Here is a 13026-nt window from a genome sequence, read left to right on the forward strand (position 1 = left end):
TGTACGCCTTAATTTGCGTTTGTTTTGGGCCCCGGTTTTCCATCCACCTCACCGGGATCACAGGACCAACCATACCTGTTTCCCAGCACCTTGATTATCTGCTGGTAATCTTCAGTTTGACTTCTTCTTTTTGTGATATCGTCCCAAACTGTTTCATCACTGTCCAGCATTGCCTTAAGAGCTTTGCAGCGATCTTCTGAGAGTTTAAAATTATACTCCTCGTTTCCTTCGGTGCAGGTGTGTCCAAAGAGTACCACCTCCTTTTGGGGATTGCTAGAGGCAAATTTGAATGTGGATAGGAGAGATTTTATCAGTATGCCATCATTATCGATGCAGGGCACGGCACTGTCAAAACTAAAGAGAGCCGCAGGGATTTGCACATAATCGCAGCGCAAATTCTTTTTCCAGGGCATCTCAAGCGGCGGGCTGTCGATAGTGTTTTCACCACGTGAGTGGGTGATATCCTTAATGGTATAGCTGCAAGGAGTATTAGGGTCTTCTTTGCAGGAGTTGTGATGAGCATTGCCCACATACCAGAGATGTTCTATCTCCATAAGAGCTGTGCCGTCATCTTCGATAAACCCCTCAACGACCTGTGCTAAATCCTCCTCCTTACCATCGAAAGTGCAAAAGAGTTTACCTCTTATTTTGGCACGAATGGTTTCCTTGAGATACTCCGCTTTTACCTCAACAAAGCACTGTTCATTGTACATGAATCCCTTTGGACCCGGTTTCCACTGTGCAGATATGAGGCGCGCTTCGGGCTCGTGGTCTTCATCAATTTGCCGCTCTGAATCATCTATACCGGTGACAAATTTGGGACTTTCATCTTCAGTGTCTTCCTGCTGCACCCGGTTTGTTTCCCTTTTCAGGGGCTTTGGTGCTACACTCCAGTCAAGATCTGAGTGGTTCATGAAAAAAGCAGCCCTTTATGTTGTTATGCAGTTAGTTTGGACTAATTACAATATATAACAGGTGGTATGGCGGTGCAAGTGCAATAGAGAGAACAATCTAAATGAATGGTTACAGGTTTTGGCGAAAAGCTCTGAATGTATAAAAACGCGTAACTGTATTATAGGTTGTACTGTAAAATGGGGAGGTAAAGGTATCTTCTGTCAGATGCATATGAATAATCAGCGCTAAAAAAAACAGGCTGCGTTGTAATAACAATGCAGCCTGTTTCTAATTATAGTTAATGCTGTTACGAAGGAAAATCTCTTATAAAGAAACTACTCCTCTGCCGGCGTTTAAACCACGGTTTTCAACCAAACACCTTTATCACCAGTTCCCCAACTCTTTTGCCCAAATTTTGTGCCGTTTTAATACCAGTCTCATCTTGTTCGACACCTCCGGGGTTTCCACTCCAAAAAACACCGCCGAAGTGACTTGTCGGTGAAGCATCCGACACGACTGTCATACCCTGAATCATGGCATTCTTTACAAGATCCATTGCAGTGAGCTCCTGCCCTCCATTCCTTGAACGGCCCACCGTCAGCACTCCCGCTATCAGGTTCTCGAACCTGAAGCCGTTTCTTCTGAATAAAACGCAACGATCGATAAACATCTTCATTTGTGAGCTTACTCCACCGAAATAAACCGGGGAACCAAGAATCAGCCCCTTGATTTCATCACCTTTTAAAAGAGGCATTATTTTATTGGTGAAGTCATCATTAAGCGAACAGGTGTACTCTTCCCGGCATTTACCACAGTCAATGCAACCGGAGAATGAGTGATGAGAAAGCTGCACGATTTCGGTATCAACTCCACAACCCTTCACTGCCTGCATGGCTTTTTCCAACCCAAAAAGGGTTGTACTGTTTTCTTTTTTGGGACTTCCACAGATTCCAACAACTTTCATTTTCTTCCCCTTTCAAATAATCAGACTTTAGTGCGCTTTTAGTTTCTCGATTATATTACCCGGGTGCAAAACTCTCAAAAGCTTTTTAGCTTTCTGTAACTAGCGGTTTTGGTAGCTGCATAAGTAGTGGAGGATAATCATAAGTACTAATTGTCTTAATCCTCCCACCCGGTATCCACACCTGAACAATACTATATGATTTCAAAATAAAAAAAGCCGATAAGAAATCAAACTTACCAACCATCGCTCATGCAATATAAGAGTACACTTCTCAAAAAGCTCATAAATAGGAGGGTTTTACGTGTTGTTTTGTTGAATCAACCATCAACGTAAAGGGCTGCTAGCTACGGGGTGTGGATGTATCACGCTTTTATTAACAGTGGTCATAAAAAAAATTAAATGATCTAAGCATTTAAATTTTTACATTAGAACAAAACTTCTATGGTGATATTTTCCTAAACAGCTCTAATATTTAACTCCTCTCACCCCACAATCCTTTTAATCCATTTTAGCGGTAACTGGCTCCCCGGGTAGGCAACGCCGGGATCATAGAATGAGGGCTGTTTTAATATCGATTTTTTATGTGAGAACTCTTCAAATCCCCATTTGCCATGATATCTGCCCGTACCGCTGTGTCCTACTCCGCCAAAAGGAAGTGTACTTGAAGCTACATGCAAAAGGGCTGTATTAATCCCCCCGCCACCAAACGATACACGCTCTACAAAAAACTTTTCCACCGACTTATCTTTGGTGAATACATACAGTGCAAGTGGCTTGGTATATGATCGTATGATTCCAACTGCTTCTTGAAGTGTGTTAAAGCTCAGTACCGGCAGAACGGGGCCAAAAATCTCATCTTCCATCACTTTATCCCGAACCGATACATCGGTCATAATAGTAGGAGCAATGTATAGTGATTCTCTGTCCGATTGCCCGCCGTAGTACACCTTTTCGTTATCGATGAGACCGACAATCCTGGAAAAATGCCCTTCATTTACTATCCTGCCGTAATCTTTACTCTGCTGGGGGGTCTCTCCATAAAAATCTATCAAAGCATCTCGAAGCTGACACAGGAAGCTATCTTTGACTGTTTCGTCGATTAAAACATAATCAGGTGCCACACAGGTTTGTCCAGCATTGTTAAATTTGGCCCAGGCAATTTTTTTTGCCGCACTTTTAAGGTTTGCGCTTTTATCGATAATCGCCGGGCTTTTACCACCAAGCTCAAGAGTAACTGAGGTCAGATTTTCGCTCGCTGCTTTCATTACTATTTTACCGACTGGTACGCTTCCGGTGAAAAAAATCTTGTCAACATCCAGTTTAAGAAGATTTTTGGTAACATCAACACCTCCGTTAACTACTGCTACAAATTCTTCGTTATAAATACTTTTTATTATCTCAGAAATTATTTGTGATGTGTTCACAGCGTATTCAGATGGTTTAATAATAGCAGTGTTTCCTGCGGATATGGCTGCAATTAAGGGTGCCATCATGAGCTGGAAAGGGTAGTTCCAGGGGGCGATGATTAGAGTGTTGCCAAAAGGCTCTGAATAGATTCTGCCCGATCCTGGCAATAGGTGAAGCTCTAATTTCGCCTTTACCGGCTTCATCCACTTCGAAAGATTTTTTAGTATATGTTTTATCTCTAGATAGAGGATCCCAATCTCGTTAGTGTACGCTTCAAATTCGGATTTCCCCAAATCTTTATGTACAGCTTCAATGATGTCGTTCTCTCTTTTTTTAATTTCGTTCCTGAGTGAGAGTAACGCGTTTTTTCTAAAGGAAGCCGGAAATGTATGTCCCTCGTAGAAATACTTTCTTTGCTTTTTCAATAGCTTATTCGCTGTTTGAGAAGTCATACAGTTTCTCCAGTAGTTATAATGGGCATGATGGGTCCGTGTGTAGAACAGTGAGTGTGCCAGGCATCAGTTTTTATGATAGTAAACAGAATTAAACAGCCTTTTTGAGCTTAATTTCCTCTGATAAATCCTGAAATGAAAGCAAGATATGTACCAGATGTTAGCGCTATTTAAAATAGTATTGATGGTGCAAGCTGCCAAATAAAACGATATCAGACAAGCGGTGTAACTATTTAAATAAACTTCTAAGGTGCTATTGACCCATTGTTTTTTTCGCTGGTTAGGTAGAACATTATTGCAGGGTAGCAACTTTTAATTATTTTAGAATATCGTATAGTAACCATTCATTAACAATACTCAGAATCTTTCGGTTCACAATATTTCAAAGCTAAAGGAAACAACTATGGGCAACTGGTTTTACGATGAAATGAAACATTGTGGAGTTGATTACTCAGATGATAAACAGGCCCAGAACTACGATTGGTTGCATCTGCAGTTTCGTGACTACAAAAAAGAGTTTGAGGGGATGCTGGACTTTCTGTCGTTGTCTGCCAATGAAGAAACCAGGCAAATGTCTTTGATAGATTTAGGTTGCGGAACCGGGGCTTCCACTGTCTATGCTTCAAAGCACTTTAAAAAGGTGTTTGCTGTGGATGTTTCTGAAGTAATGATCACAGAGGCTAAACATAAGTCTGAAGCTGCAAACCTAAAGAATGTCGAGTTTCATACAGGAGGTTTTTTAACCTATAATCACTCTGCTCAACCGGTTGATTTGCTTGTGGCCAAACATTCATTTCATCACATCCCTGACTTCTGGAAACAGATTGCGCTGTATCGAATGAATAAGATGATTAAAACCGGTGGTGTCCTTTATCTGTGCGATGTTGTATTCAATGTTACGGCTGATAACTATAAGACAAAGATCAATGATTTTGTGGCCGGGTTCAAGAAGGCCGCTGGAGATGCTTTTGGGGCAGAGGTTGAGACGCATATACGGGATGAATTCAGCACATTTGGGTGGATACTGGAGGGCATGATAGAGATAGCAGGTTTTAAAGTAGAAAAGAAGCGTTTGTCAGAGGACTCTTTTGTCAGCGAGTTACTTTGTAGAAAAGAGAGAGAAATAGCGTTTGAGCAATGAAAGGATAGATGATGAGTACTTTTCTCTTAGTTCATGGTGGAAGTATAGGTGGATGGTGCTGGCACAAGGTAAAAAACTGTCTCGAACAATGTGGGCATAGAGTTTACACACCTGATCTTCCGGGACATGAGAGTGATTTTAATGGTAATTACAGCGAAATAACGTTTGAAAAGTATGTACACCATATTACCAATCAGATTAGACGAATCGATTCCAGACTTATTTTGGTAGGACACAGCCTCGGTGGTGCTGTTATAACAAAAGTACTGGAATGCATAGATAGTAATCTTGTACAAAAGGTAATTTATGTCTGTGCAATGGTACCGGCCAATGGTGGTGTCATAGGGAAGCTTTTAGACGCAGAGCAGGAACTAAAAAAGGTCACTAAAATAGACAAGAGCAGAATGTGTATAGATTTGTTACCGGGATTTTGGGAAGTGGTATTTAACAGGTGTTCTTCTGAAGATATAACGTATGCTCAAAAAAGAATCGTTCCCCAGCCTCTTTTACCACTGTCTGTGCCTATCAGCATAAAAGCAAAGGGAGCCATCAAAAAAATCGGCATTGTTTGCAATAACGATCTGTCGCTATCACCCAAAACTCAGGAAACGATGTATAAAAACGCTGGGTGTGAGCTTAAAACCCTGGATTCCGGGCATGCACCCTATTTCTCACACGCCAAAGAACTGAGCGCAATTTTGATGAATGATTAGGGGATGTTACAGGGATAATAGTTTAATTTTAAATGATTGCTATGTACTAAAATGCACTCCAGCTTATTTTGTGAAAAACTGTGGCAATTATTTGATCAGATTATTAAACTCAGGATATATTTATTGAAAAGAACTGTAACAGAGAAAAACATGAAAAGCATAATATTAATCTTCATTGTCCTATTGCTGGGTCACCTTAAACAGGTGTGCCCGGGGGATGAGTCGTACCATTTCGGTTCAGGGTATGGAACGGGCATTGTTTCAGATTTAAGTTTGCGGGAATCTGATCTTCAATCTTTGTCAGGGCCATGCGTTGCAGTGAAATTTATGAACGAATACATTGCACACAATGAAAATACAAAAGAGTGGATTAGGTTTAACCCGCTGGTAACTGAAAGTTTTAAAGAATCCTACCGGGAGTTAGTCCAGCAGGGTAAAAGTGTTTGCCCGAAGAATGGTTGGGGTTTTGATCTGATCCTCAACGCACAGGATCATCCCGATGGTTTTGTGGTACTTGAGTACAACAGTGGCTCCGGACATCTGCTGTTAAATGGTGTGAATTGGCCTGCATTTATTGTAACAGTAAAAGTAAAGTTTAAGAATGAAAGATGGCTTGTGAATGGAGCGGGAGTAGTCAACATTCCAACTCTTAAACGAGCAGGCGGAGTGGATGGAGATCAACCAAAAATTCAACCTCTCCGGGAACTGCCGGCACAAACCATTGAAGATGCCTGGCTGGCAATACCTGCGATTGATGGCAACGGGTGTGACAGGGAGGACCTAGGGTTTAATTATGGTATACATGGTGGAATGCGTTCCTTTTTTTGCAGGGTGCTTACTGTTTTCAGCTGGCAAACATTTATTGATTTAGCTCCGGTAAACCCTTTTCACAGTGGCCCACATCAGGAAGGCCAGCTGAATCTTAATAGTGATTACCAGTTCGGGTATTACGATCGGCGCTTTGTGCGCTGGGCAGTTGACAATCTTATTCCTGGGAGTAGCGACAATAAACTCAGAACCCTTACCCGGGGTATCTATAACAAAAATATCAGATCCCTTGCCCGCACCTACTGGCAGACCTACCGGGCAATCTCATCAGACACAAACTGGTTACAGTTTCAAACAAAGCGTTACATCAAAGCCGCAGAGAATGGGCGCGCAAACCGTGAATTTTTTGACACTTACGAACTGCTGGGGGGGGGGCGTAAAAACTGGGGCGGTCACAACCCCAACCACGTGCGCACTGCCACAATGTGGTGGGTACGCCGAACAATAGATGAAACCGAAGATCTTTGGGCTGAGGGATTGAGACGTCTGCTTGAAACCTACGATTCCGCATGGTTCCAGGATAACAATAATGAACCCTGGACTCGACCCCTTCCCCCAACCACCCGGATGTATCCTGAGTATAAGTAGGTGTGTAAAAGAGTTGTTACTAGGCGCGCCTTTGTTCTTGCTGTAATCATGTGCAAAAAGTCCATGTTGAAATCCCGTAACTTTAAATGTATGTATTAATTAGGGACAAATTCATCCTAAACCGGGCTGGAGTACAATGATCGATAAACAACGGACTATTAGTAAGGCAAAAGCCAGATTCAAAAAGATCTACCCTTTTGTGGGCAAATCAACTCTGGAGGAGTGCTTTTTTTCACTTCAGGGCGAGTACTATTTTCTGTTTCGCACAAAGGACAAAAAGCCACATACCATGCGGGCACTGGGGCCAAAAAGAAAACTGCAGGTACCATCAATTCAATGGGGTATTGTGGTGTCACCGGTAAAAGACTTTGTGACTCAACCGGTGAGTAACAGCCCGGTTATAAAGTTTATGAGTAAACCCGTAAGCATCAGGCCGGTAGTGAAAGTGATGACTCAGCCTATAAGCCTTAAACCGGTAGTGAAAGTGATGACTCAGCCTATACGGGTTAGGGATGTTTTTGGAGAGGGACTCACCGCAAAGGCAAAAAAGGAGAAAAAGGGAATAGGGGAGGGCTAGTGAAGATTCACCTCAAAGGCGCAATCTTTTTTTCCTGCTTCTTCCTACCTTTCCCCAATTCACAAGCTTGCTTGTCTGTACCTGCTGGAAGACACATCGGGTGATCTTACCAGACTCAACCAAATTAGATCACAGTTTCAGGCAGTTGTCTGTACACTCTCATTGTCCCACGAGCCAAAGTGATTCGAGAAGAATCGAAATTTTTGACTCCTCAATAAAGAAAAATGTTCATGCCTTGGATTTTTGAGCTCTTTAGTGATGTTGTAGGGAAACGGGTTACTGTAATCTTCTTCAATTACCAGGTTTATTTCCATATTGGTTAAATCACAACCAACAGAGTAAATTGAACATACACCAGGTAGGGGTTCGAATTTGGCTAAGTTAACTTTCGAAAGAAGACTCAGCACATCCTCAAGGCTTTTAGCAGGATTAGCTTTTAACACCTCCTCTAATACTGTAACCCGTGGACATTCGTTTCTGGACGTTTTATCGTAATACGGGTTATTGGTAATATACTGATACTCTCCATTTTTGAGGCAAAATGAGTTCACTGCAGTATCTTCTTCATAAATAATTACATTATAGTGCTTATCTGCAAAGAAAAATTGAACTCTTGGGTAATCATAGTTTTTTAAGTAATCGATTCTGAACTTCTCTGCTATTGCCAATGCCTGTTTTGCATCAACTGCTCTTTCAAGAACATATTTGATTAAGCCAAAAGAGGAAATTACAGGGTGTCTCTGAGCACTATCACCCACTTTTTTCTCGGGAATAGCGGTTACTCCCGCATAAAGGCCATGTTGATTAACTCCGTCATACGGTCGGTCTATACCTAATTGCTCAAGCGTGAAGTGGGGAATTGTTTGAAGCCCGTAGCGATATTCATTATTAACGAAATGAATACTTCCACCATTTTGAACGTGGTCCTTATTTTTACCGATTAACATTTTGTCATTGGAGCGTATGGCAAATAATGAACACATTTTAAGGTCCTCTCTTATCCTGTTGGGTTAGTGATAAATCAGCGCACACAAGTTACCTGCTGTGCGCTGATTTTATTTATTACCGTATATGAAATTAATTTACCATCAAAAAAAGGGGTAGCCTGATGACCTTTAAATATATAACGCATGGAAAAAGTTAATTGTTACAGTAAAATTGAATATTTGCAATTCCTGTCCCGGTATTATAGAGAGTAGGTAATGAATTGGGGATATCTCTATTCATAAAAATATTACTTTTCCGCCCATTTCTTGTCTTTGGTAATACCTGTGCTTTTAGGTCACCAATTTTTTCTGCTGAAAAAACACCAAGCGAATGTACCAACTGATTACTACAAGGGGAGTTAAATGAGTATAGGGGATTGGGTGATCTTTTGTTACGTGCCACGGTCGGGGGCGGAATATGCTGCACCCTTGTGATCACGTGGCGCGCGCCGCCTACCTCATCAAAAGTTGCAAATATATCAACCAGCTTACCTAAAAAACAAACATATACACATCCTCCCGTCTTTTGTATATAATGTATGTGTAGCAACGAAATGTCTCAGGGTACCAAAACAAGTTGATCGCCATGAGTAATCGAAGGATCGCGTTCCTGATCATGCCGATACTCATTTTCCATAAGCGGCGGTCTAACGTACTGTGGGTCCGTTGATCTGCATCACAATAAGAGCAGCAACGGGTGTGGCCCAAACTGTATGGACCGCAGGAAATGGCTCTCCTGAAGGTATTTCAGCCTACTACTGACAAGAAAAGCTTACGATCATGGGTACACATGAAGTTATAAGACTGGCTTCCAAAGCACTCGCTAAAAAACGAAGCTAACCGGGACAGTTTTTCAGGTACGATAAATTGATCAGAGAAAAAAGGTTTGTTTTAGGAAAGATGAAAAAAAGGCCCACTATCGGACTCCAAATCAGTACTCTTCACCAGGAGTATTCATATGGCATATGGAGTGGTGCTGCGAATCGGGCTGCAGAACTAGATATCAATCTTGTGATATTTAGATGCGAAACTCCAAATTATCCTGTAGAGCGGCTTCACCCTTTTACATCATTATATGAGCTAATCAACCCTAATTATCTGGATGCTTTGATTCTAAATGCCGGAATAATCAGCAACTTTTTGAGTGATGATGAATTCAAACATTTCTTTTATGAGAAATATAGTCCTCTTCCAATCGTAAGCTTAGGTGCCGCATTACAGAATATCCCCAGCATAATAATTGATAATATTGCCGGCATTAAGGAACAAATAGATCATTTGGTTTTACACCATGGATATACGTCAATAGGATATATCCGCGGGCCCGCAAACAATGTTGATGCTCAAATCCGCTTTAACGCGTTCAAAGAAACACTCCATTCTCACAACGTAAGCCTTGACCCCCGGTTTGTTTTTGAAGGTATTTTTGACAGGGAATCGGGTGGCAGGGTAATTCGTTCACTTCTTAGCGGGAAAGAGCCTCTGCCGCAGGCAATTATCAGCTGTAATGATGATATGGCAATTGGTGCTATAAACGAGCTCTTGAAGAACAACATTCGGGTTCCACAGGACATCGCGATTACTGGCTTTGATGATATCGCTCTAAGTAAATATCTTGTACCTGCACTTACTACTGTCGCGCAACCTCTTGTTGAGTATGGAGCCAAAGCAGTTGATGTGGCACTTGAAACTATCAATGGCAAAGTATTTGAAAAACCAGTGATTATGCCTACCAATAGTGTGATACGCAGATCCTGCGGCTGTTTACCCGGCTTTATGGGTATGATTCATGAAGAGGATATCGGCAAACATAAGATAGCAAAAATATCAAATGATCTGATTGCTACAAAAAAGAATGTACTGGAAATGATAAATGAAATTATTACAAATTCAAAACTGGCTGTTTCTGACCGATATCTGCTTTTTGGTTTTTCGGAGAAAATAATCGACGCGGTGTTTGTTGAGTCACTTTCAACAAACAGGAAAAACGAATTGATTAGTTTGATAACTCAATTCTCTGAGCTGGAATGTAATAAGATTGAGTCAATGGAGGTAATGATAGAAATTCTGCAAGTTACATTCATCTCCTTACAGGATACTTTCGGTTACAAACAGTTAGCGGGTTCACATAAGAATATCTTTTACAAAGCAATAGTAATTCTTCTTGATACAATGAAGAACAGCGAAGGCACATTTAAATTTCAGCAAAATTACCGCGACTATCAGTATGGAGAGTTATTTCATACTATCGGTACATCGATGAACATCAGTGAATTAAGACGAAACATTTTTACTGTATTAAACCACTATACCATCCCATCATTTTATGGGGCCTTTTATGATAGAGGGTCAAAGTTTTACAGAGGAGGTTCATGGAAACGTCCACAGCAGAGTTTTTTAAAGATCGCGATTACAGATGGTAAACTACAGAATTGTAATAACCGAATAATCGACTTAAAACAAACCATACTTCCAAAAATTCCTAACGACAAACGCCATACATTGGTTGTAATCACTTCTTTTTTCAAACAAAATCAATTTGGTTATTTTATATATGAACTGGGTACCAGGGACTCATTTCTCTATGATATGATTTCTTACATGATTAGCAGCGCGTATCGAAGTATACTATTATTTGGAGCCCGGAAAAAAGCTGAACAGAAACTTCGCGTTATGAACCAGAAACTGCATAAACTTTCTAATCGAGATGCACTTACTGGTCTGCTCAATAGAAGAGGCTTTCTAAAATTCGCCGATAAACAGCTTAAGACGGCAAAAGAGATGAATAAAAACTGCATGGTCGTCTACATAGATCTGGATAACCTTAAACCTATAAATGATCTGTATGGACACACAGAGGGAGATGAGGCAATAAGGGCCACTGCAAAGATACTGCAGGATGTATTCCGTGGGACAGATACTATTGGGCGATTGGGTGGTGATGAATTCACGACTCTTCTCATAGCAGATGAAAATTTGATATGCCAAACCATTCGTAACCGAATCCTCTCGGCAATATCCAGGTACAACCAGCAATCCCATAAAAATCATACACTGTCCATGAGTATTGGGTTTGCGGTTCTAAAAGATTATCCGGATGCCACCATTTCTGAATTACTGCAAATTGCAGATAATAGGCTATATGAAGATAAATTGATTAAAAAGAGAGGGGCCAAAAACATTGAAGATGGGAGGTAAAGTGAAAAATTAAGGAGTGGACAAAGGCATTGGTCTGGAGACGGTCTTTATTCTTCATCTCTATCGTTGTACTTCCCAAATCTGTGTCTACTCTACCGGTAAATTATACTTCCAAACTTCCTATCACAGTTTCAGCAGGCATTCACACTCTCCGGAATCTCAATAAAGTCTTTCTACCTTGTGCACATAATGATCATTAAAGTATATATTGTACTGTGCCCTGTGACATGGTGAGATTACGCTTTTCGATGTCAAATCATTTACATTCTGTCGGACTCAGTTAGCAAAAGGAGATACAGGTGTCTGTACTAAATTTACCTATTTATAAGATGGCCCATGCGGAAAAGATCTCTGTTGTTCAGCGCTTAAAAAATATCATCGACAAATATGAGTTTGATGAAACACACCTCAATGAGCTTATGGCTGATCTTGCCAATAGTCTAAACGCCATAGAAAACTATCTTTACTCTAAAAGTTGCACGTTGAGGAGCCAAATTAAGAAGATGGATAAGTGTCGTGATATGACACTTAGAGATTTTGGCGCCTGTGTACGAGGTGCTAAGAATCATTTCGATCCTATAAAAGCTCAAAGCGCAAGCTATCTCTATACTATGCTTTCCAGGCACGATCTGGGTGCCAAGAGGAAAGGGTATGATGAGCAGAGTACAATTATCAGATCACTTTTATTGGAACTGCAGACCGAGAAAGCGAAACAAGCACTTAAGGAGTGTGAACTGTTCCCCTTTTTGGAGAAGATTGCTGCAGATCAGGATGAATTTGATCGTGCACTTCTTAATTACATAGAAAACACCGCCAATAGTGAAAATCAAACACTGTCCTCTTTAATCACTCCTGTTCTTGCCGGTATAAAGGATCTGTTATGGTACATAAACAGCCGTGAACGTCTCCACCCCCAAACCTACAGGGCTGTTGTTGCGGAACTTAATACTGTGATATCTGAGTATAGAAGTAAACTGCAGGCAAGAATGAACAGACAGGTAACAGAACCAGAAAAAGCCCGCGACTCTACTGCCGTTGAGGTCTGATCCCACGATTGCTTAGGATGTTATAACCCAGAAGAAGACCGGAGTCCCTCTAAGATTACTTTATGACTTCTCCGTCCCATTCCAAATCTAAACGGAACAGCTTCAGAGGTCTTTAGCCTCAATTTGAATTGTGATTGAGGCAATTCCGAAGGTGTTTCGCCTCATTTCAATTTAAAATGAAGCTACTGCAGAGGTGATCAGTCTCATTTTAAATTAAAATGAAGCTACTGCA

10 protein-coding genes are annotated in these 13026 nt (G+C 41.1%); 6 read left to right on the forward strand and 4 right to left on the reverse strand.

Annotated features, from left to right (window positions below; genetic code table 11):
* Positions 1-8 precede the first annotated feature (8 nt).
* From QA601_17070 to QA601_17080, 3 genes are all read right to left on the reverse strand, one after another.
* The gene (locus QA601_17070; protein MDG5816811.1) at positions 9-914 is read right to left on the reverse strand and encodes a hypothetical protein; all 906 of its coding nucleotides are present in this window, start codon (positions 912-914) and stop codon (positions 9-11) included.
* Between the two features lie 347 nt (positions 915-1261).
* Positions 1262-1858 carry a flavodoxin family protein gene (locus QA601_17075; GenBank protein ID MDG5816812.1) on the reverse strand — a complete coding sequence of 199 codons (597 nt, stop codon included), beginning with the start codon at positions 1856-1858 and terminating at the stop codon, positions 1262-1264.
* Between the two features lie 482 nt (positions 1859-2340).
* Positions 2341-3717, reverse strand: a complete 1377-nt coding sequence (locus QA601_17080) for an aldehyde dehydrogenase (protein ID MDG5816813.1) — start codon at positions 3715-3717, stop codon at positions 2341-2343.
* 403 nt (positions 3718-4120) lie between these two features.
* Here QA601_17080 and QA601_17085 point away from each other — a divergent pair, with 403 nt between their 5' ends.
* The 4 genes from QA601_17085 (at position 4121) to QA601_17100 (ending at position 7564) form a co-directional block, all read left to right on the forward strand.
* On the forward strand, positions 4121-4858 hold the full coding sequence (locus QA601_17085) for a class I SAM-dependent methyltransferase (protein MDG5816814.1): 738 nt from the start codon (positions 4121-4123) through the stop codon (positions 4856-4858).
* Between the two features lie 8 nt (positions 4859-4866).
* Complete coding sequence (locus QA601_17090; protein MDG5816815.1) at positions 4867-5571, forward strand: alpha/beta fold hydrolase; 705 nt, start codon at positions 4867-4869, stop codon at positions 5569-5571.
* A 123-nt stretch (positions 5572-5694) separates the two neighbouring features.
* Positions 5695-6987, forward strand: a complete 1293-nt coding sequence (locus QA601_17095; GenBank protein MDG5816816.1) for a hypothetical protein — start codon at positions 5695-5697, stop codon at positions 6985-6987.
* 136 nt (positions 6988-7123) lie between these two features.
* The gene (locus QA601_17100; protein MDG5816817.1) at positions 7124-7564 is read left to right on the forward strand and encodes a hypothetical protein; all 441 of its coding nucleotides are present in this window, start codon (positions 7124-7126) and stop codon (positions 7562-7564) included.
* Between the two features lie 137 nt (positions 7565-7701).
* On the opposite strand, the gene QA601_17105 is transcribed toward QA601_17100, so the two are convergent.
* Complete coding sequence (locus QA601_17105; GenBank protein ID MDG5816818.1) at positions 7702-8547, reverse strand: hypothetical protein; 846 nt, start codon at positions 8545-8547, stop codon at positions 7702-7704.
* Positions 8548-9450: 903 nt separating this feature from the next.
* Between QA601_17105 and QA601_17110 the strand changes: the two genes are divergently transcribed.
* Together QA601_17110 and QA601_17115 are read left to right on the forward strand one after the other, a co-directional pair.
* Positions 9451-11748, forward strand: a complete 2298-nt coding sequence (locus QA601_17110) for a GGDEF domain-containing protein (GenBank protein ID MDG5816819.1) — start codon at positions 9451-9453, stop codon at positions 11746-11748.
* A gap of 299 nt (positions 11749-12047) precedes the next feature.
* Complete coding sequence (locus tag QA601_17115) at positions 12048-12794, forward strand: DUF6261 family protein (GenBank protein ID MDG5816820.1); 747 nt, start codon at positions 12048-12050, stop codon at positions 12792-12794.
* The last annotated feature ends 232 nt before the right edge of the window (positions 12795-13026 follow it).

Source organism: Chitinispirillales bacterium ANBcel5, assembly GCA_029688955.1.
Lineage (GTDB): Bacteria > Fibrobacterota > Chitinivibrionia > Chitinivibrionales > Chitinispirillaceae > Cellulosispirillum > Cellulosispirillum alkaliphilum.

What these genes read in the sequence shown, in the direction of transcription:
- QA601_17075 (MDG5816812.1), bottom strand. Translation starts at nt 1,858, where the DNA reads ATGAAAGTTGTTGGAATCTGTGGAAGTCCCAAAAAAGAAAACAGTACA.
- QA601_17105 (MDG5816818.1), bottom strand. Translation starts at nt 8,547, where the DNA reads ATGTGTTCATTATTTGCCATACGCTCCAATGACAAAATGTTAATCGGT.
- QA601_17090 (MDG5816815.1), top strand. Translation starts at nt 4,867, where the DNA reads ATGATGAGTACTTTTCTCTTAGTTCATGGTGGAAGTATAGGTGGATGG.
- QA601_17070 (MDG5816811.1), bottom strand. Translation starts at nt 914, where the DNA reads ATGAACCACTCAGATCTTGACTGGAGTGTAGCACCAAAGCCCCTGAAA.
- QA601_17110 (MDG5816819.1), top strand. Translation starts at nt 9,451, where the DNA reads ATGAAAAAAAGGCCCACTATCGGACTCCAAATCAGTACTCTTCACCAG.
- QA601_17085 (MDG5816814.1), top strand. Translation starts at nt 4,121, where the DNA reads ATGGGCAACTGGTTTTACGATGAAATGAAACATTGTGGAGTTGATTAC.
- QA601_17080 (MDG5816813.1), bottom strand. Translation starts at nt 3,717, where the DNA reads ATGACTTCTCAAACAGCGAATAAGCTATTGAAAAAGCAAAGAAAGTAT.
- QA601_17100 (MDG5816817.1), top strand. Translation starts at nt 7,124, where the DNA reads ATGATCGATAAACAACGGACTATTAGTAAGGCAAAAGCCAGATTCAAA.